This window comes from Pseudalkalibacillus sp. NRS-1564, from assembly GCF_050467905.1.
GTDB lineage: Bacteria > Bacillota > Bacilli > Bacillales > Guptibacillaceae > Guptibacillus > Guptibacillus hwajinpoensis_B.
Genome location: NZ_JBITPM010000044.1, coordinates 61,250 through 78,958, shown reverse-complemented (window position 1 = coordinate 78,958; position 17,709 = coordinate 61,250). Strand labels below are relative to the sequence as shown.

The 17,709-nt window shown below is 38.3% G+C and carries 20 protein-coding genes and 1 other annotated feature; of the genes, 9 read left to right on the top strand and 11 right to left on the bottom strand.

The window, feature by feature from the left end; all coding sequences use genetic code 11:
* Positions 1-23: 23 nt before the first annotated feature.
* The gene (locus tag ACIFPW_RS19940; protein ID WP_194220200.1) at positions 24-227 is read left to right on the top strand and encodes a hypothetical protein; all 204 of its coding nucleotides are present in this window, start codon (positions 24-26) and stop codon (positions 225-227) included.
* On the top strand, positions 220-702 hold the full coding sequence (locus ACIFPW_RS19935; protein ID WP_430246792.1) for an endolytic transglycosylase MltG: 483 nt from the start codon (positions 220-222) through the stop codon (positions 700-702). Before ACIFPW_RS19940 ends, ACIFPW_RS19935 begins: the two co-directional genes overlap by 8 nt.
* 41 nt (positions 703-743) lie before the next feature.
* Here the strand turns inward: ACIFPW_RS19935 and ACIFPW_RS19930 are convergent, their stop codons facing one another.
* Complete coding sequence (locus ACIFPW_RS19930) at positions 744-1,964, bottom strand: hypothetical protein (RefSeq protein WP_430246790.1); 1,221 nt, start codon at positions 1,962-1,964, stop codon at positions 744-746.
* Positions 1,964-2,497: an RNA polymerase sigma factor SigX gene (locus ACIFPW_RS19925; protein ID WP_430246788.1), complete on the bottom strand. Its 534-nt coding sequence runs from the start codon at positions 2,495-2,497 to the stop codon at positions 1,964-1,966. Before ACIFPW_RS19925 ends, ACIFPW_RS19930 begins: the two co-directional genes overlap by 1 nt.
* A 206-nt stretch (positions 2,498-2,703) precedes the next feature.
* Here ACIFPW_RS19925 and ACIFPW_RS19920 point away from each other — a divergent pair, with 206 nt between their 5' ends.
* Positions 2,704-3,984, top strand: a complete 1,281-nt coding sequence (locus ACIFPW_RS19920) for an MFS transporter (RefSeq protein WP_430246786.1) — start codon at positions 2,704-2,706, stop codon at positions 3,982-3,984.
* A 91-nt stretch (positions 3,985-4,075) separates the two neighbouring features.
* Here the strand turns inward: ACIFPW_RS19920 and ACIFPW_RS19915 are convergent, their stop codons facing one another.
* The 3 genes from ACIFPW_RS19915 to ACIFPW_RS19905 all read right to left on the bottom strand — a co-directional run bounded on the left by ACIFPW_RS19915 (position 4,076) and on the right by ACIFPW_RS19905 (position 6,500).
* Positions 4,076-4,612: a GNAT family N-acetyltransferase gene (locus tag ACIFPW_RS19915; RefSeq protein WP_430246784.1), complete on the bottom strand. Its 537-nt coding sequence runs from the start codon at positions 4,610-4,612 to the stop codon at positions 4,076-4,078.
* An 84-nt stretch (positions 4,613-4,696) separates the two neighbouring features.
* Entirely contained in the window at positions 4,697-5,578 is an 882-nt protein-coding gene (locus ACIFPW_RS19910) for a protein-glutamine gamma-glutamyltransferase (protein WP_430246782.1), read from the bottom strand.
* The gene (locus ACIFPW_RS19905; RefSeq protein WP_430246780.1) at positions 5,559-6,500 is read right to left on the bottom strand and encodes a hypothetical protein; all 942 of its coding nucleotides are present in this window, start codon (positions 6,498-6,500) and stop codon (positions 5,559-5,561) included. The genes ACIFPW_RS19910 and ACIFPW_RS19905 overlap by 20 nt, the downstream gene beginning before the upstream one ends.
* Positions 6,501-6,705: 205 nt before the next feature.
* Between ACIFPW_RS19905 and ACIFPW_RS19900 the strand changes: the two genes are divergently transcribed.
* Both ACIFPW_RS19900 and ACIFPW_RS19895 read left to right on the top strand, forming a co-directional pair.
* Positions 6,706-7,563: an ABC transporter permease subunit gene (locus tag ACIFPW_RS19900; protein WP_430246778.1), complete on the top strand. Its 858-nt coding sequence runs from the start codon at positions 6,706-6,708 to the stop codon at positions 7,561-7,563.
* A 21-nt stretch (positions 7,564-7,584) separates the two neighbouring features.
* Positions 7,585-8,631 carry an ABC transporter permease gene (locus ACIFPW_RS19895; RefSeq protein ID WP_430246776.1) on the top strand — a complete coding sequence of 349 codons (1,047 nt, stop codon included), beginning with the start codon at positions 7,585-7,587 and terminating at the stop codon, positions 8,629-8,631.
* A 95-nt stretch (positions 8,632-8,726) separates the two neighbouring features.
* Here ACIFPW_RS19895 and ACIFPW_RS19890 read toward each other — a convergent pair whose 3' ends face one another.
* Both ACIFPW_RS19890 and ACIFPW_RS19885 read right to left on the bottom strand, forming a co-directional pair.
* Positions 8,727-9,356: a hypothetical protein gene (locus tag ACIFPW_RS19890; protein ID WP_430246774.1), complete on the bottom strand. Its 630-nt coding sequence runs from the start codon at positions 9,354-9,356 to the stop codon at positions 8,727-8,729.
* Positions 9,357-9,363: 7 nt separating this feature from the next.
* Positions 9,364-9,927 (bottom strand): sigma-70 family RNA polymerase sigma factor, encoded by a 564-nt coding sequence (locus ACIFPW_RS19885; protein WP_430246772.1) that lies wholly within the window; start codon positions 9,925-9,927, stop codon positions 9,364-9,366.
* Between the two features lie 219 nt (positions 9,928-10,146).
* Between ACIFPW_RS19885 and ACIFPW_RS19880 the strand changes: the two genes are divergently transcribed.
* Positions 10,147-10,797 carry an N-acetylmuramoyl-L-alanine amidase gene (locus ACIFPW_RS19880; RefSeq protein ID WP_430246770.1) on the top strand — a complete coding sequence of 217 codons (651 nt, stop codon included), beginning with the start codon at positions 10,147-10,149 and terminating at the stop codon, positions 10,795-10,797.
* Positions 10,798-10,856: 59 nt separating this feature from the next.
* Here the strand turns inward: ACIFPW_RS19880 and ACIFPW_RS19875 are convergent, their stop codons facing one another.
* Positions 10,857-11,024 (bottom strand): YfhE family protein, encoded by a 168-nt coding sequence (locus ACIFPW_RS19875; RefSeq protein WP_084006653.1) that lies wholly within the window; start codon positions 11,022-11,024, stop codon positions 10,857-10,859.
* A 137-nt stretch (positions 11,025-11,161) separates the two neighbouring features.
* Between ACIFPW_RS19875 and ACIFPW_RS19870 the strand changes: the two genes are divergently transcribed.
* The gene (locus ACIFPW_RS19870; protein WP_283152975.1) at positions 11,162-11,476 is read left to right on the top strand and encodes a hypothetical protein; all 315 of its coding nucleotides are present in this window, start codon (positions 11,162-11,164) and stop codon (positions 11,474-11,476) included.
* A 22-nt stretch (positions 11,477-11,498) separates the two neighbouring features.
* Here the strand turns inward: ACIFPW_RS19870 and ACIFPW_RS19865 are convergent, their stop codons facing one another.
* From ACIFPW_RS19865 to ACIFPW_RS19855, 3 genes are all read right to left on the bottom strand, one after another.
* Entirely contained in the window at positions 11,499-12,632 is a 1,134-nt protein-coding gene (locus tag ACIFPW_RS19865; protein WP_430246767.1) for a Ger(x)C family spore germination protein, read from the bottom strand.
* Between the two features lie 163 nt (positions 12,633-12,795).
* Positions 12,796-13,716: a GerAB/ArcD/ProY family transporter gene (locus tag ACIFPW_RS19860; RefSeq protein ID WP_430246765.1), complete on the bottom strand. Its 921-nt coding sequence runs from the start codon at positions 13,714-13,716 to the stop codon at positions 12,796-12,798.
* On the bottom strand, positions 13,703-15,226 hold the full coding sequence (locus ACIFPW_RS19855; RefSeq protein ID WP_430246763.1) for a spore germination protein: 1,524 nt from the start codon (positions 15,224-15,226) through the stop codon (positions 13,703-13,705). The genes ACIFPW_RS19860 and ACIFPW_RS19855 overlap by 14 nt, the downstream gene beginning before the upstream one ends.
* Before the next feature lie 278 nt (positions 15,227-15,504).
* Here ACIFPW_RS19855 and ACIFPW_RS19850 point away from each other — a divergent pair, with 278 nt between their 5' ends.
* Entirely contained in the window at positions 15,505-15,705 is a 201-nt protein-coding gene (locus tag ACIFPW_RS19850; protein WP_430246761.1) for a hypothetical protein, read from the top strand.
* Between the two features lie 44 nt (positions 15,706-15,749).
* Positions 15,750-15,964: a binding site (T-box leader), on the top strand.
* 54 nt (positions 15,965-16,018) lie between these two features.
* A complete protein-coding gene (argS, locus tag ACIFPW_RS19845) occupies positions 16,019-17,704 on the top strand; it encodes an arginine--tRNA ligase (RefSeq protein ID WP_430246759.1) in 1,686 nt (561 codons plus the stop codon).
* The last annotated feature ends 5 nt before the right edge of the window (positions 17,705-17,709 follow it).

The window sequence follows — 17,709 nt, the reverse complement described above, 5'->3', positions numbered from 1 at the left end:
AACATTTAATAGGGGGAAAAGCAATGTTAACGATTATTTTTGTTTTACTTGCCGCTTCACTTGGTTTCTTTATTTACTCGTATTTTGTTAAGGACTACGCTAAAGAAGTGAAAGGTCAGGTTGATGACGTTTATATCAACTTAATGAAAGAGTTGAAAACGGTTAAGAAACGTACTGAAATGCTAGAAAGCAAAACAAAATCTGTAAGTGGTGGTCCTAATGAGTAAGCAAGAAGCAAAAGGAATTGGGGCTGGTCTTTTATTCGCTGCGCTTTTGTTAACGGCCTATTACTTTTTGTTTTCTCCAGCAAAAGCAGAGGATGGCAATAAGTTAACAGAAGCTGCCGTTGAACAGCATTTAGAAGAAAAAGGCATGGTTATGGTTAAAAAGGAAGAGTATGATTCTTTGAAAGAAAAAGAAGTGACTCAGAATCAACAAGTGAGCGAAAATCAGGCTCCAAAAGAAAAGGCAGAGAAAGAAAAAGTCTCTGATCAACCTGAGAAAATCACCTTTACTATTAAGGAAGGAATGACTAGTCAGGAAGTTGCTCAAAGTCTAGAAGACAAGAAGCTAGTAAAGAAATCGGATGATTTTATTAAATCGCTTCGAGACATGGACAAAGAAATGGCAGTTCAGCCAGGTGAATATGAACTTCAAACGGATATGTCTTCTGCAGATATAGTGGAAGAGATTACTAGATAAACGAAACACCCGGCATAAATTGCCGGGTGTTTTGTTTATTTTCATCTCGAAATAGCGTTGGGAGAAGAAGGAATGGTTAGGGATTGATCGAGTGAATATCCACCGATTTGATCAAAGCCAGTGTTCTCAAAACGAATCGTCTGATAGTTATATTGAGAAGCAGTAAGCATTATGGCTTCGATTGTTTGCATCGCTTCCTCTTCTGATTGAAATTCACTTTCTTCCGTAAAGGTAATTGTTGCTTCAGCACCGTCTCCGTCGAATGAATAGATGTCTACGTTAGGAGGGATCGCTGGCATATAATAGGGCACGTTAGGATCGCCTTCTTTCATAAGCGAGAGAGCGACATCGAGTTCAGCACCTTCTTCACCTGAAAGGGATGGTCCTTTTACGAGAAAACGTAATTCAGAACTTGATTCATATAGGTAATATGGAGAAGGTTTTTGATTCACTGTCGTGTCAGCTGAACCGAAATTTCCGAGAGTGTAGCCTTCCTCTCCATTCGTTTGCCAATTGATTTGATCGGCACCGAGACTTTTCGCTAACTGTTGAACACTATCGTTTATCATAATTGATTCCGTCGATGAAAGGCTATCACCAGACTCTTTGAAGCTAACTATGAGTGTTTTAATTCCATCAGTATCAATCAAATCTAGAGTTGCATCAACTAGTGGTGAGCGTTCAAGACCAAATTCCGAAACATCAAAAGTAGATAAAATTTCTTCTAAGTTTTCTTGTATGCTTTTGTTTTCATCTAAAGTAAATGAAAGCGGAACGAGAAGTAAGTTTTCAGGATCTGGGAAAGAAACGACAACGTTTGCTCCTTCAGACTGCTGAAATGCTGGAATGTAGCTGTCAAAAGTAGTCGGTTCTTTTGTGAGTGTTGGCGGCTCTTCCTTAACAGTATCACTCGTTTGATCTGATTTCTCATCTGTAGGTGCTATTGTTGTGCTTTCAGATTTTGAATCATCTCCTGAGGCTGAAGAGTTTGCTGTATCTGAATTGTTTGAGTCTGATTGTGTAATGGCCATATTAGTAGAGTTATCATTTTGATTGAAGAGACCAGGCGTAATTAGAACGGCCAGGAATAGGACCACAATAGCGGCAATACTGGGAATAATCCATGGCGTTTTCTTCTTTGTTCGATGTCTTTGTGATTGTTCATTCTTTTTTTTCTCGATGTTGTGATAGATCGATTCTTTGCTTCTATGATCTTTGACTTCAGGTAGTTGAGAAAGAAGGGATTTTGTTCGATCACTCATCATAAGACCCCCTTTAGTTGGTTTTTGGATGGATCATCTACTAGATCGCGGAGCGCTTTAATAGCCCGATGCTGAGTTGTTTTCACTTTACTAACACTCCAATTTAATATTTCGGCTGTTTCGTTTATCGACAGCTCTTGAATGTAGCGAAGAATTAGCACCTGTTGCTGATCAAGTGTGCATTCTCTTAAACATTTATAAATGGCTTGCACTTCTTCTTTTTGAAGTAGGATTTCTTCCGGAAGTGGAGATTCATCAGTTGGCTGCTGCTTGTTAAAATCGAACTTACTAAGCCACCTTGAGGTTCTTCGATTGTGTGTACGTAAATAATCAATGGCTATATTTCTCGCAATGGCAAACAACCATGTCTTCTCATTGCTGCGTTCTTCATACTTGTCATAAGAATGTAGCACGTTAATATAAACCTCTTGCACTAACTCTTCCGCAATTGCTCTATTTTTTACCATATAGAATAAAAATTGAAATAAGTTCGTGTGGTAGCGATCATATAAACGTTCAAATGTCTTATCCATTCTTCAGCCCTCCTTCTTCTATTTATTAAAACGATATATCTACTTAAAAGGTTACAGCAAGATTACAAAAAGAAATAGAACAATCTATTTTGAGGTTGTAGGAATGAATCAAAATAACGATATATGGATGACAAAGCAAAGTGTTTTAGTATTTAGCTTTTCTTCGATAGAATGTTATTTAATGACAGCTTGAGAGGAGTTATTGGATGCAGTTATTTTCGAAGCAGCAAAACTCATCCTTTTTTTATGGATGGTATATTGTGATGGCAGCAGCCATTGGCGTCTTTTTTTCAGGACCAGGTCAAACTTACGCCGTATCTGTGTTCATTGACTATTATATTCAAGATTTTGGCTGGGGACGATCGCTTGTATCAGGCATTTATTCTTCTGCTACGCTGGCGGCTGGACTATTGTTATTTGTTGTAGGGAGATTAGTAGATAAACATGGACAGCGGCGAATGATGCTCATAATGGGGGCTTTGCTAGCAGTCGCATGTTTTTGGAATAGCTTTGTTATTGGACCTGTCATGCTATTTATTGGTTTTTTTATGCTTCGTTTATTCGGACAAGGTTCAATGACGTTAATTCCGAATACACTTGTGCCTCAGTGGTTTGTAGTAAAGCGTGGGCGAGCACTTAGCTTTATGGCTATTGGTGGTTTTTTAAGCTCAGCTTCTTTTCCTCCACTTAATACATGGCTAATTACAACGTTTGGATGGGAAAGTGCCTGGAGAATACTTGGACTCGCACTCATTGTTATTTTTCTACCTGTTGTGTTTTTTATTGTTAAAAATAAACCTGAAGACATCGGACTTCTTCCTGATAATGCTATTTCGAAGAAAAGACTTGCACAACGTCGAGAAGAGAAAATGGAAGAAGAGGAGCAAGAAGAGGGCTTCGAAACGAATTGGACTGTGAAAGAAGCGATGAGAACGAGAGCATTTTGGTTTATTCTTTTTTGCGTTAGTATTCCTGCACTTGTCAATACCGGTTTAACTTTTCACTTATTTTCTATTCTAGGTGAGCAAGGTGTACCAGGAAGTACAGCTGCCATCATATTGAGTATCATGGCGATTGTTGGCTTCCCTGTCACAATGGCTTCTGGATTTATTCTCGAGCGCGTGAACGTTCATATTGTTCTTGGTTTATCGTTTATTGGCCAAATGGTATTTATCTTATTGTTAACTCAGGTGCATACTTATTTACTTGCTATTGTGTTTGCCGTTCTTTGGGGAATGATTGGAGGTATTGAACGGATTACATTAAACATTATATGGCCGAATTATTTTGGTAGGGAACATCTAGGGAGTATTAAAGGAATTGCGACAACGACGATGGTCATAGGCTCTGCTTTTGGACCACTTCCATTTGGTATTGCTTTTGACGTTTTTGGAGGGTATACAGAAATATTATTGATTATACTTATCTTTCCAATTCTCGGTACAATTGCTGCATTTATGTCTCCACCGCCTAGTAAACAAGTATAAAGAAACGCTTCTTCAGGTATTATCTGAAGAAGCGTTTTTTTTTGCACATTTAAGGAGTGTGAGCGGAAGTAAGGAAATTACCTATTAGATTTTATTGGAATAGAGAATAAACGAGCACATGATAATACTGATTTCTTAAATAGACGTGATCTATAAAGCGTCCTTCTTCATGAAAGCCAAGCTCATCTAAACGCTTAACAGCGGCACGGTTGTCTTCTATTGTTTGCGCATAAATTTTGTGAAGTTTCATTTGTTCAAAACCGTATTCTATAACGGCTTTTGCTGCTTCGGCTCCATAACCACCGCTCCAGTAATTTCGAGACAGAATGGCACCAATTTCTGCTTTAGAAGAGGTGCGATCCCAGTTTTGGAAACCTGCCGTACCAATTAATTTGTTTGAGGTCTTCAATCGGACACCCCAACGTATTGTATTGGTCAAAGATATCGATGTGGTATCTTTGAAAGCACGTATATAGTGAAGGGCCTGTGTAGAGGTTTTCATAACTTTTCCACCATCATAATAGGTGACAAGTGGATCTGCGAATATGGAAAAAAGTGAACTACGATCTTCTTCTTTAAGTGCTGTTAAAACAAGGCGTTCAGTTTGAATTTCAGGGAATTCTTTCAATGCGTTCACCACCCGTTACTTTACCATATGCATATGTGAAAACGGGGTGGAGGGCTTATGACCCGGGAGTTAGCCTGATTTTATTCAAGAGCTATTTCCAATTCGTATCGTTATGAAGTTTTTTAGAAGTTCTTCATGCTTTTCTTCATATTCATCAATTGACATTGTTGATCGCTGTAAGGTGTCATCGAACAACATAATAGGCGTTGTTCCTTCTTTTCTATTGGATGAGAATTGATACAAGTAGGAAAACCCAGGTCTAGTAGCAGGAAGCATTAAATAAGGCATCCGCGTCGCACCCGGCCGTCTTCTTAATGCAAGGGCTTCAATCATACCTTCAACGGTTCGAAAGCCTAAACCGTGTCCAAAAAAAGTACCGTCCCCTAAATCTACAACATTCTCACCTTGCCATTCTGGCGTAAGAGGATTCACGTCAGGATTTTTTACATATCGAATATCCCCAGGAAGGTAGTCAGGAGGAATGTTATGAACGATTTGCAAATCTTGATCGTATTTCCATCCCCAAAGCCGTATGTTTGAAAAAAGTCGATTAAACTGTGCGGGAGGGAGCATTTTGACTGCTGCGTGATAGAGAATAATAATCATAGCGGTGGCGCATTCAAACGCATATAGTCTCCCATTTCGGTAAATATCGAGTATTGCTTCAGATGCCGGAACGCCCATTTTTAATTGAAAGGCGCCATCTGGGAGGAGGTTCCAGAACATAGGGTTACATCGCGATCGATAAAAGTCTGCAAATTGAACACCGCTATAGTAAAGTTCACGTGAACTGTCTGTGATGGCTACTCTAAATCGAATTTCAAATAATAAGGCATCCATCGAGCGATAGGAATACGTATAGGGACTTGCATACATGACATGAAGTATCGTTTGTTCAAGAGGTCGTACGATACCAGCGTTTATCGCATCGTCTTTATTTAAACTATTACCTCCTATAGTAATCATGATGAACCTCCTCAATGAGCGTCAATTGGGCATCGAGAGGTCGATTGATCCACTCCTTCCATTTGTTTCGAGATCTTTTTCTCATTTGATAGGAGAAGTTGGCAAGATCTTCTTTTTCATCTTCGGTTAACGTATGAAATCCTTTATCTCGATGGTATTCCGATGAAGTGTTTGAATGATGTTCACGGTATTTTGTGTAGTGATCGATAATATAAGGTGAAAGTTCAGCTGTTAATTCATAGCTATTTTCATTATGAAGAAGGTATGGGAGGTTCTCTTCATACCAACCCCTAAAATAGGCATACTGATCAGAGCTTTCTTCTAAACCGGAAATGAAATGAAGCAGTTCTCTTGCAAACTCAACTTCTTCTTCATGAGAAGATAATAGTTTTTCACCAATAGGGAGGAGACTAGACATGTTTCGTGAAGAAAAATAAGACCATGTTAAGTAATGTGTAGAGTGGCCCTCGCTGTTTCTCTTGAATAATAGTTCTGAAACAAGGGAGAGGTCTTCCGGGTTTTGATAGATGGTTGTCAATAGCCCAGCAGCGCGGTCAATAACAAGTCGATAACGAGCATTCAGTTTATCCTCTTTCCCAGTTTCGACCATCCATCTGAGTACAGAGTGAATGAACTGTGGAAGATCGCAGACTGAATATGGAAAAGGAGTTGCTGGTGTACGTTCTGTAGCAAGGATATCTCTTTGGATGGACAAAGCTACTTTATTCCGATCTGATAAGTTCTTTGTGAGACTGTGTTCGCGAATAACCTTTGATAAGACATAGAGAGTGGGATAAGTGAGGTCCTCGTCATTGATGCGTGAAATGGCTAATTTTGCATCATGCTGAATCAACTCTCTTATATACAGATCAAGACGTTTAATGCCTTCTGTTTTCCGGATTATCTCAAGTGAGGTAGACATGTTTAAGGGAGGCCTCCTTTCGAAAGTGCGCTGTTAACAGCGTATTCGGCAGGGGGGAGTTTCATCACATGTAATAAAAAATGATTCTTTATGCTCTATCTGAAACTTTTACTTATTTGCTCCGTCTTTAAGATAGACTAAGTTAAATCAAGAAACCTACACGATCAGCTATGAAGGAAAATTGAATTCATTAGGGGGATACCGTATGGAGAATAAGGCTGTTCGAACTAGTCTTAAGTTTATTACTGCATTTATTGGTGTGCTGTTACTAGGGGCGTTACCGGGGTTATTCAATGGCATGAAGCTTGATTTTTCTGGATATTTGAAGAGATTAGTTAAGACATTAGAGGAGTTGATCCACTATCAAGATATAATGTTTCGCTCTGGGAATGCGAATTATCAATTGTTCCCAGAGGTCTTTGATTATGCGACATATTCCATAGTCATTTTATTCAGTGCCTTATTTCTTTCGTTTGTTGTAGGATTTGTTTTTACATACGTTACCTACAGATTTACGCCTCCTATGCGAAAATGGTTTAAACGATTTGCGTTTCTAACTGAATCTTTTCCAGATGTATTTATTCTCGTAATTGTTCAAATTGGAATCATCTGGTTTTATAAAAAAACCGATATTTTGTTAATGGATATTGCAGCATATGAACGAATTTATACGATGCCTATATTAGTGCTATCTATATTACCAGCTTTCCTATTCTACCGAATTATGATGCAAGTTTTCGAAGAGGAATTTGAAAAGCCTTATGTTGAGCTTGCGCGAACGAAAGGCGTGCAATCAACAGTCATTTTCCTTGTCCATGTTTTTCGGAATGCGATTTTATCGATTTACTTCCATTCGCGCTCCATTGTCTGGTTTACGTTATCTAATTTATTTATTATGGAATTCGTCTTCAATTTGAACGGATTAATCCGCTTTATGTATGAACATCCTACGCCAGAAATTTTCACGGTAGGCGCTTTATGTCTTTTTATCCCTATCTTCTTGGCGTTGACACTTTACCAGTTTGTAGCGGAGCAAGTTTCAAAAGAAGAAGCGTTACTATAGTTCGGAAGTGAGGGAAGAAGGATGTTGAAAAGTGCGTTGCGAAATCCAATGTTTATGTTCGGAATGATCATTATCGTTCTCTTACTAGGTAGCAGTATTTTTTATTCGCTCGTTTACCATGATGACATTCCTCAAACGTTTATGCTTTATGACGACGATGGAAATTTAATTGACCGATCGCCTCTTTCACCTGTACAAGTTCTTCCATTTGGTACAGATAAGTTCGGCTACCATTTGTTTGAGCAAATTATCATTGGTGCGAAATATACAATTGGAATTGCCTTTCTTGTTGCTTCAATGAGAATGGCGTTATCGTTTGTTGCAGGTGTAATTGGAGGGACTTATTTTCGCCGAACGCTTAGAAGCACAGCTGGAGTGGTGGATGCGATGCAGTATATCCCTATTTCGTTATTATGTTACTTTATTCTCCATGGAGTATTAATGGAAAACGGGATGGAAGGAACGTTTTCATACTCTTTCACTGAACGCATGGTTTTTGAAGTGATTATCTTGACAGCGGTCGCTATTCCTACAACGACGATTCTTATTTCAAATGAAACGAACGCCATTCGGGGTAGAGAATTTATTGAAGGAGCACGAACGTTAGGAGGCTCTAGAAGACATATTCTTTCAAAGCATGTACTACCACACTTAGGACCACGAATGATGATTATTTTTCTTCAGCAAATTGTTAACGTTCTGATTCTTTTGCTACATCTTGGATTGTTGAAGTTGTTTTTTGGTGGAACGTTCTTTAATCCAGACCCTATGTTAGGTGATGAATATCGCTCGGTTTCTGGAGAATGGTCAGGGTTAATTGGATCCACCTTTAGATTCCTTTCATATGAAACATGGATTCCGTTGATTCCCATCCTATGTTTTGTTCTTGTCATACTGGCACTGAATTTTGTTTTAGAAGGCTTCAAGCAAGTGTTAGATAAGCAGTCGTATAGTAGAAGGATGAAGAATGTTGAACTTCCTGAAACAAAGACAGAGATCGATTCAAGTTCCTTTTCTTTTGTTCATAATCATGGCGAAATGATGGAGAGGAAAACGGCAAGTAGATAAGAAAAAGCACAATTCAAGATTGTGCTTTTTCTTTTATGATTGTTTACAACGTTACTATGATCTACGAGTAGCGGATAAAAATTCATACAGGTTAGTTAATTAGATGGAGAGGACCAACTCATACTTGCTTCCTTTATCCTCTTAGAACCTTTAAGAAAAAAGGTACTATCTTCTTCATCCATAAAGGCTAAAGAAGGGTAATCGCTGTTTGGTTTAATCGTAATTTCTAAATGATAATAATCCCATATTTCCCCCAGTTGATCATTTTTCAATTGATATAAATGAGATAACACCTCCAAATATTGTATTGTTAGTTCCTTCATTTTTTTATTTGAAAAACTGTCTGACACCATGATATCCAGATAGATCGTTTTATCCATTGAGAAATAGGTTACATCGAGAATATCTAGGTCACGTTGAGCAATTTCTGATGCCCGCTTCATATAAGCTGCACTTACGTATGGGGCCTCTTGTAGTTTGTTAGAAGCTTCATGTTTTATAGGAGGATCCAAATCAATATCAATGACTGTGAGAGTGACTGTCATAAGTAGTGCCAAACAGACCGCAAATCCAACCAATTCTAGAAAGGTGCTTCGTTTCTTCTTATGGTCAGCGTAATGAGCAATAAGGATATTTTCCATAATTCTTTCTTTTTTTCTTTCTGTTAAATGCTCTTTAATGAATAAAGATTCTTTCACTTTTTCTTTTAATCTATTTTGGTTCATTTTTCATTCACTCACTTTCATTATTCAGTCTTGATTCAAGAAGGCGACGAGCCCTGTGCAATCTGGATTTTATAGTTGCCTCTTTTGTGTCAAGGAGTGAACTAATGTCCCTAATGGATAAATCTTCATGATAGTAGAGAATAAATGCTTCACGATATTTTAATGGAAGTTGTAAAATCGTTTGGCGTAACATATAAGATTCTTCTTTTGTTATCGCAATAAGTTCTGGGGAAGGCTGATGATTCTTAGAGAAATTTAAGATCATGTTACTTGGAATGATGTTTTTAAAAGACCAGCTTCGTACATAGTCATGACAACGGTTAATCGCAATGCGATAAAGCCAGTTCTTTAGAGAAGCTTCTCCTCGAAAGGTATTTATCTTTAAAAAGCAAGTCAGAAAAACCTCCTGTATGATATCTTCTGCTTTACCCCAGTCCTTTACATAAGTATAAGCCAGTCTTAGCAGAGCTTCGCCGTATTGATCCATTAATTCTTCGACTAACTCTGTTTTTTGCAGTGTTGTATAGGTAGAGAAATCTGCATTAAGTTTAAGAGGGGAATTATCGTTCATATCATCATCCTTCGAAGGTCATTTAGGGTTGGCACTGAATAGCAATTGAAACTAAGACCTTTCCTATTAAGACGAAGGATCAAAAGAAAGGTTGCAGAATTTGTAAAAATTATCTGTTAATGCCCCTTTTATCTTTTTCAATTCGATATATAGCATAAGGAGGCAGCGATTGGTATCGAGAATAATCGATACGAAAAAGGAATAGAGGGGGAATGAAAAGTGATTATCATTGATGCAGGACATGGCGGGAATGATCCAGGAGCGGTGGCGAATGGCGTGAAAGAGAAGGATTGGACTATGGAAGTAGCGCTTCATCAATATGAGTTTTTGAAGAATCTTGGCATACCGTGTGCGATCACAAGAACGACAGATATTGATCTATCTTCTGAAAAGCGTTCTGCACTTGTGAAAGGGTCAGGTGCTTCGATTTGTTTGAGTAACCATTATAATGCGGGAGGAGGAAGTGGGGCTGAAGTTATTCATTCAATTTACGCAAAGAGTGATTTGGCAGGCAGTATAGCAGAAGGTTTGAAAAAAGCCGGGATGGGATTGCGAAGGGTATTCTCTAGAGAAGGAGCGGATAGAAAAGATTACTACTACATGCATCGATTGACTGGAGATGTAGAGACAGTAATAATTGAATACGGCTTTTTGGATTCTTCGTCGGATGTAAAAAAATTAAAGGCTCGTTCCTATCGCCTTCAGCTCGCTGAGGAAGCTGTACTTGCGGCCGTGCGGTATTTAAAAGGTGCGCTTCCACAGTCACTGTATTACGTCCAGGCCGGCGCTTATAAGGAGAAGGCTAGCGCTGATCAATTATGCCAGAAATTGAAAAAGAATGGGTACGACGCATTTGTGAAAAAGGTTTGATGAAGTCTAAATACTGCATAAATAAGGAGCCATGCAATCAGCATGGCTCCTTAGAGTCATTATTTAAGTAGATCAGGATTTTCGCTCTTTGCCCTTTTCACTTTAGGCTTACGAATTCCGCCTGCAATATCTGCTTTCTTAAATTCTTTCGCATAAGCTACTTCTTGAGCATCACTTAGTGAGAAACCACTCTCATGAATTGGTTGGTATTGAGAATTCTTGGCCATTTGTAATTCCTCCTTGTATCGTCTCTTATAATAAATGGTACCCGTGTGAAAAAATCATTAAACATCCTAATCTAACTTTGTTAAAATACTAATGTTTGTGGTAACTTAATACTAAACATGTTCAATACGGAGGCACTATGAATAGAAAGAGAGCATTAAATATATCGATTGCGAGTATCGTCGTACTTGTTAGCCTTTTTTTAATTGGAAAGTATACCTATGTTCATGAAAAACATATTGAACATGGTGAAGTGATTAAGAAGGAAAGCACAGATCATCATTTCTATGTTTTTGTTCAGCCTGAAGGAGAAGGAGAGGCCATTGAACTTTTGGTTGAAGATGAAATGGCCTGGAACCTTGTGGATGAAGGGGAATATTATGAAGTCGCCTATTCCTGGTATGGTGCCAAAGAACCGGCGATTGAAGAGATGAAGCAAATAGAAAGAGAGTAAGCGTTGTGCGCTTACTCTCTTTCTATTTAATTATTCCTGTTTCAGCGATCTTTACCTTTACGTTTGCCTGAAGATCTAGTTTTGGATAGTCATTATCCCACTGTTTTTCATTCCATGCTTTGTGGTGATAAGCATTTAAATCACGACCAATACCTAGGAAGTCACAGTTGGCTTCTTGAAGTTTATGAAGAATATCATTCGCTCTTTTTGTTAACCGTGTGGATAATTCATCTGCAATATCATGTACCATTCCTTCTTTAAACAGATGGTTTTGAGGATATTCTTCTACATTTCCTCTTATTTCAAGATTGATAACGCCTTTATTTAATTGTTGATCTTGAAAAGAATATTCATTAGATGCTTTGGCATTTCGGACGTTTATAGTAACGGTTTTGGTGAGAAAACCTTCATTGTGTTCTTCACCAATATTTTCTGTAATACTTGCTTTTTTACTTTTCCTATCAGCCATAAGGAGTAGTAAGGTTGCGTCTATTGGAGGAAGAACAACTCCTGTATAGTTGGCGTGATGAAATAAAGCAATTCCGTTTATTTCAGGTGCGCCCACATCCTTGTTGAAACTAATATATGGAAGGGCGTAATCTTGTCCAACATCTTTAGAATAACGAAATGTTTTTTCGATCGTCATTCGCGGGGCTTCTGTTTTATTTTCAGCACCTTTAATAAGATCTGACATAAATTCTGTAATGAGAGTATCGCCAATATGGTCTAAATTTAACATGTCTTCGGCTCGTCCATCGACAACTCCGACTCTAGCGTCTAGTGGACCTTTTGGATCTCTGTACAGGACATCAAAAATGTGGTCAATGTCTTTTTTGGCTATCTCTTTCCCTAAGAGAATGAGCTGATTTTTTGAAGCTGTTACTTGCTTTGATAAAACTCGATCCACTTTAATTCGCGTATCTCTTGGTGAAGACCCTGAAACGGAAATAATACGATTAGAGTATACGCCCCCTTGACTAACTGGAATACCAAGGTTCCGAACGGCGAACGTTGTGCGAATTTCATTTTCATTCTCATAATCCAATCCAGCCCCATAAATCAGCTTCGATTCTTTTAAAAGTTCCTGATCCCAGCAAGAGGTCAGAAATAACAGGCTGAGCGAAAAAATGATGGAAAGATGTTTTAGTTTTTTCATCGTGACTCCTCTTTCTTCTTAAATAAAAGACTAATGAGCAAAAGCAGGAGAGGGAAGCCAAGGGCAAAAAAATAACTTGCTTTCGCATGATAACTAGAAATCATTTCCACAGTATATCGATCATGTGAAAACATTGAGAAAAACAGTGCAATAAAGGCGGCAGTCAAAATGGGACCAGTAGTTTTTTTCTTTTTGTTAAATATTGAATGCCTCTTCCTGCAATATATATATACGATACATAGGAAGTCATAACAGAAACGATCCAGATCGAAAGAAAAAGGAGATCCACTCTATCCACAATTACAAAGGATACACCTTTTAACATATACACGAGGGGTTCAGGAATCATTTCAAGCTGAGCAGGGCTAAAAAAGACGTACGTTGCAAATGTTAAAAAGCTATATAATAATGTTACTGCTATATTAGCCAGTGTTAAGCTTTTTAGTGCTGCTTTCCCTTTTGTTTGAACGTAAGGGTAAATGAATAATACGATTTCAAAACCCAGCATGGATACTATCCCTTGCTGTGTTGCTTTTAGGATTGTTCCTACGCCATTTTGACCAATTGGCAAGATATAACGAATATCCGCGTCCTTTGAAGTATAGGCGGCCATAATGATCAGAGGAATAATTAGAACTGAAACAAACTGATAAAATCTCCCCATTACTTTGATTCTGCCAATAGCAAGGTAAGTGCCACTAATCGTCAGCAATAAAAAGATGACAATCATGGGTGTTCGAAATAAGATCCAAGTTTTTATTGTGGTTTCAAACAATTCCAATACAATGACCGCTGTTGAAATAGCGAATAGTGTGTAAAGAAGTGAGACGACGAATGCTACATATTTGCCAATGATTTTAGGCCCATATTCAAAAAGCGTTAATGATGGGAAACGGTTGCTCAAAAAGTAAAGTATAAAAATAATTAGTTGGATAGCAACACCAGTAACAAGAAGAGTAATCCAGCCATCAGTTCCAGCTCCTGCATATAAGGAAGAGGGAAGAGAGAGTACGCCTACGCCAACTTGTGTTTGGAATATGATGAAAAAAAGCTGCGCCGAATTAATTTTGCTACTCGTCTTCATTTTGTTTCCACCTTCTTGAGACCCACTCCTGTGTTCCATGCTGTGCACGAACGTCTGACGGTCGCCTACCGAGTAACCATCTTGGAAGGCGAATAACAGAATCTTTTAGTTCGTTGAAACGAAATGGTGCAAGCGGGGAGAAATAAGGTGTGCCGAAAGTTTCTAAACCACATAAGTGGATTAAAATGATGGATAATCCGAAGACAAGCCCAATAAATCCAAATGCTGCAGAAAGGAGCATGAGTGGAAAACCAAGCAGCCTGATTGACATACTCATTTCATACGATGGAACTGCAAAGGATGATATAGCCGTCAGTGCGACGACAATAATCATCATATTCGATACAAGGTTAGCTTCTACAATCGCAGTCCCAATAACTAAACCCCCAACAATACCAATTGTTTGTGCAATAGGACCTGGTAGTCGTATAGCAGCTTCTCTCAATAATTCAAGAATAATTTGCATAATTAAAGCTTCTAGTAATGGTGGGAATGGAACGTTTTCAAGCGAGCTTTTAATATTTAAGATTAACTCGGCAGGTAGTACCTCTGGGTGAAAAGATACGGTGGCGATGTATAATGAAGGCAACCCTAATGCAAAAATAAAGCTGGCTACTCTTATGAGTCTTAAGATAGATCCAATATACCATCTGCTGTTGTAGTCTTCAGGCGATTGATAAAAGGCAAAAAAAGTTACTGGAAAAATTAAAGTTGCAGGGCTTCCTTCCATTAGGAGACCGACTCTTCCTTCCATGAGGTGAGCAGTCATTCTATCAGGTCGTTCCGTACTTAGCATTTGGGGGAATGGAGAGAATGGTGCATCCTCAATAAACTCCTCTACATAGCCAGGCGTTTGAATGGAATCCGTTTTAATTGATGTGATTCTTTTTTCTATTTCTGCGATAAGATCAGGGTTTGTAAGGTGCTGTAAGTAAATAACAGCTATTTTCGTGTCTGTTGTTTTACCAACTTTAAAGAACCTAATCACAAGGTTAGGATTCTCAATTCTTCTACGAAGCATTTGTAGGTTTTGCATAATATTTTCGACAAAACCTTCATGTGAACCGCGAACGACTTGCTCATTAATTGGCTCAGATATTGCTCTAGAATTTCCTGAGAAAGCTTCTAGTAAATAAAAATGTACTTGTCCGTTTATTAGTAGAACGACAAATCCTTTTGTTAATCCTGTAATAGCTTCATTTAAATTTTTTGATCGCCGGTATTCCTTTGATGTGACTGTATCCTCGATGTTTAACTGGTTTGTCTCAAATAATGGTTTCATAATCGTTCTTTGTAGCTTCTCTTCATCAACTAAAGGATCTAAATAAGCAAGTAGGCATTTCACATCCTGAACCGTAATATTTCTGAATTTGATATCTTCTGTATTATGAAATTTTGCTTTTATATATTCTTTGTTCTCTTCAAGAGAATAGTATGCATCATGTGATTCAGTAGCAGTTGGAATTTGGTAGGACTCATTTCGAATTGATTTTCGTTTACTTCGTCTCACAATGCACCCTCCTCAATAAAATTAGCTAGGTATAGGTTGTTATAATAATTGAGAAGTTATGTATACGAATTGAAATGAATCATTCATGAATGATTTAAAAGAGTTATAAATGCCTTGTGATAGGTCTATAGTCTTTGTTATCCCGTGATTGTTCTCGTCGTTTACTGGTCTTTTGTAGGGTTTTAACATAATTCAAATCGAGTCTTGTCGAATGAGTGCAAATACATTGTTAAGGTGGTGTATAATACGGATAACTTATCCGGAAGGTGGTTCTAACGATGACGATTAAAAATGTTCAAAAGGAAAAATTGGCAGTTGATCGGTGTATGAAGCATTTAGAGGTCGTGAACGTAGAGCCAAAAGTAAGACAGCTGATTTCCATGTACTTAACATCCATTTATCGAGAAGGGTATCAGGAAGGTTTTGCTGATGGTGAAAAAAATGGATATTCTGAATCTGAAAAAGGACTTATAAAATAAGTGGTTGAATTTATATGGAAGTCGGCTATAATAAGACTAATATTGTATCGTCAATGCGAAAGAGAGTAGTGTTTGTATACGGATAAAGCGATCCGGGGATGGTGAGAGCTAGGAACCTTAGCAGGCATGAACCGGACTTTCAAGACACTGTTTTGAATTAAGTAGAAGCAGTCGGACTCCCCGTTATAGAGTGAAGTAGGCTCAAATCGTTTTATTGAGCAATCAGAGTGGTACCGCGGAATTCATCTCCGTCTCTTTTATAGAGACGGAGATTTTTTTATAGGCAAATGGATATACAAATAGGAGGGAATGTATGAATTACAAAGAATTATTTGCACAACAACTTTATCAAGCATGTGAAGAAGAAGTGAGCTTTCTTAATATTCTGCAGCGAATTGAACTGCCTAAGCATGACTCTTTAGGTGACTATGCCTTCCCATGCTTTGATCTTGCCAAAGTGAAACGAATGGCTCCTCATCAAATTGCGAAGGAGCTTGTTACTGACATTCATGAGTCAGCCTTTGAAAAAGTAGAAGCTGTTGGGCCTTATGTTAATGTGTTTCTTAATAAAAAAATGGTTAGTACTGAAGTAATAAGTCGCATTGTACGTGAGGGAAGTGAGTACGGTGCTTCTAATGTAGGAAAGGGAGGTGCCGTGACGATTGATCTTTCCTCACCTAATATAGCGAAGCCCTTCTCAATGGGCCATTTACGCTCAACCGTTATTGGAAATTCATTAGCGCTAATTGTTGAAAAAGTCGGCTATCGCCCCATTCGCATTAATCATCTTGGGGACTGGGGAACTCAGTTCGGCAAATTGATAACGGCCTACCGAAAGTGGGGGGAGGAGCAAAAGGTTCGTGAGCAAACGATTAAAGAACTCCTTAAGCTCTATATTACATTTCATGAAAAAGCGGAATCAGATAATGGTCTTGAAGATGAAGGACGTAAGGCATTTAAAGAATTAGAAGAAGGTAACCCAGAAGCCGTTTCATTATGGAGATGGTTCCGTGAAGAATCTCTTAAAGAGTTTGATCGAATTTATGAGCTTATGGGGATTACCTTTGATTCAACAAATGGGGAAGCATTTTATAATGATAAAATGCAGAGTGTCATTGATCTACTTGAAGAAAAAAATCTCTTAGTTGAATCTCGTGGCGCCATGGTAGTAGAACTTGGAGAGAGCTTACCACCATGTCTAATTAAGAAGAAAGATGGCGCCACACTTTATGCAACCCGTGATCTCGCTGCAGCCATTTATCGCTATGAAACATATGGATTTAGTAAGGCTCTCTATGTCGTAGGAAATGAACAGAGTCTACATTTCAAACAATTATTTGAAGTACTAAAGAAAATGGGATTCGATTGGGCAGATCAAATGCACCATATTAACTTCGGAATGATGTTAAAAGATGGAAAGAAAATGTCGACAAGAAAAGGGAAAGTAGTATTGCTAGAAGAAGTGTTGACTGAAGCAATCGAGCTTGCAAAAGTAAATATTGAAACCAAAAATCCTAGTTTAGAAAATAAAAACGCGATTGCTGAACAAATTGGGGTAGGGGCCATTTTGTTTCATGACTTAAAGAATGATCGTCGAAATGATATAGAGTTTTCACTTGAAGACATGCTACGTGTCGAGGGTGAAACTGGTCCGTACGTGCAATATACTCATGCGCGTGCTTGTTCTATTCTACGCAAAGGGGATTTTCATTCCAATGATCATATAAAAGGTCTCGAAGATGAAGAAGCCTGGTCAGTTGTCACAAAGCTGCTTAGTTTTCCAAATGTAATTGAAAGAGCAGCAGCTGAATACGACCCTTCTCAAATCGCAAAGTTTGTCCTTGACCTTTCACGTTCTTTTAATAAATACTATGGACAGATTCGTATCTTAGATGACCCATCCTGTAAACAAGCGAGACTGCAACTAGTGTCAGCCGTATCCATTGTTTTACAAGAAGGCTTGCGATTGTTAGGACTACATGCACCAGAAGAAATGTAATAAGA

Bases quoted from the DNA above. Each gene is read 5' to 3' on its own strand.
- ACIFPW_RS19905 (WP_430246780.1), bottom strand. From the start codon at position 6,500: ATGTCTACCTCACTTGAGATAATCCGGAAAACAGAAGGCATTAAACGT.
- ACIFPW_RS19885 (WP_430246772.1), bottom strand. From the start codon at position 9,927: ATGAACGATAATTCCCCTCTTAAACTTAATGCAGATTTCTCTACCTAT.
- ACIFPW_RS19895 (WP_430246776.1), top strand. From the start codon at position 7,585: ATGTTGAAAAGTGCGTTGCGAAATCCAATGTTTATGTTCGGAATGATC.
- ACIFPW_RS19900 (WP_430246778.1), top strand. From the start codon at position 6,706: ATGGAGAATAAGGCTGTTCGAACTAGTCTTAAGTTTATTACTGCATTT.
- ACIFPW_RS19875 (WP_084006653.1), bottom strand. From the start codon at position 11,024: ATGGCCAAGAATTCTCAATACCAACCAATTCATGAGAGTGGTTTCTCA.
- ACIFPW_RS19870 (WP_283152975.1), top strand. From the start codon at position 11,162: ATGAATAGAAAGAGAGCATTAAATATATCGATTGCGAGTATCGTCGTA.
- ACIFPW_RS19925 (WP_430246788.1), bottom strand. From the start codon at position 2,497: ATGGATAAGACATTTGAACGTTTATATGATCGCTACCACACGAACTTA.
- ACIFPW_RS19930 (WP_430246790.1), bottom strand. From the start codon at position 1,964: ATGAGTGATCGAACAAAATCCCTTCTTTCTCAACTACCTGAAGTCAAA.
- ACIFPW_RS19865 (WP_430246767.1), bottom strand. From the start codon at position 12,632: ATGAAAAAACTAAAACATCTTTCCATCATTTTTTCGCTCAGCCTGTTA.
- ACIFPW_RS19940 (WP_194220200.1), top strand. From the start codon at position 24: ATGTTAACGATTATTTTTGTTTTACTTGCCGCTTCACTTGGTTTCTTT.
- ACIFPW_RS19920 (WP_430246786.1), top strand. From the start codon at position 2,704: ATGCAGTTATTTTCGAAGCAGCAAAACTCATCCTTTTTTTATGGATGG.
- ACIFPW_RS19910 (WP_430246782.1), bottom strand. From the start codon at position 5,578: ATGATTACTATAGGAGGTAATAGTTTAAATAAAGACGATGCGATAAAC.
- ACIFPW_RS19850 (WP_430246761.1), top strand. From the start codon at position 15,505: ATGACGATTAAAAATGTTCAAAAGGAAAAATTGGCAGTTGATCGGTGT.
- argS (WP_430246759.1), top strand. From the start codon at position 16,019: ATGAATTACAAAGAATTATTTGCACAACAACTTTATCAAGCATGTGAA.
- ACIFPW_RS19935 (WP_430246792.1), top strand. From the start codon at position 220: ATGAGTAAGCAAGAAGCAAAAGGAATTGGGGCTGGTCTTTTATTCGCT.
- ACIFPW_RS19860 (WP_430246765.1), bottom strand. From the start codon at position 13,716: ATGAAGACGAGTAGCAAAATTAATTCGGCGCAGCTTTTTTTCATCATA.
- ACIFPW_RS19890 (WP_430246774.1), bottom strand. From the start codon at position 9,356: ATGAACCAAAATAGATTAAAAGAAAAAGTGAAAGAATCTTTATTCATT.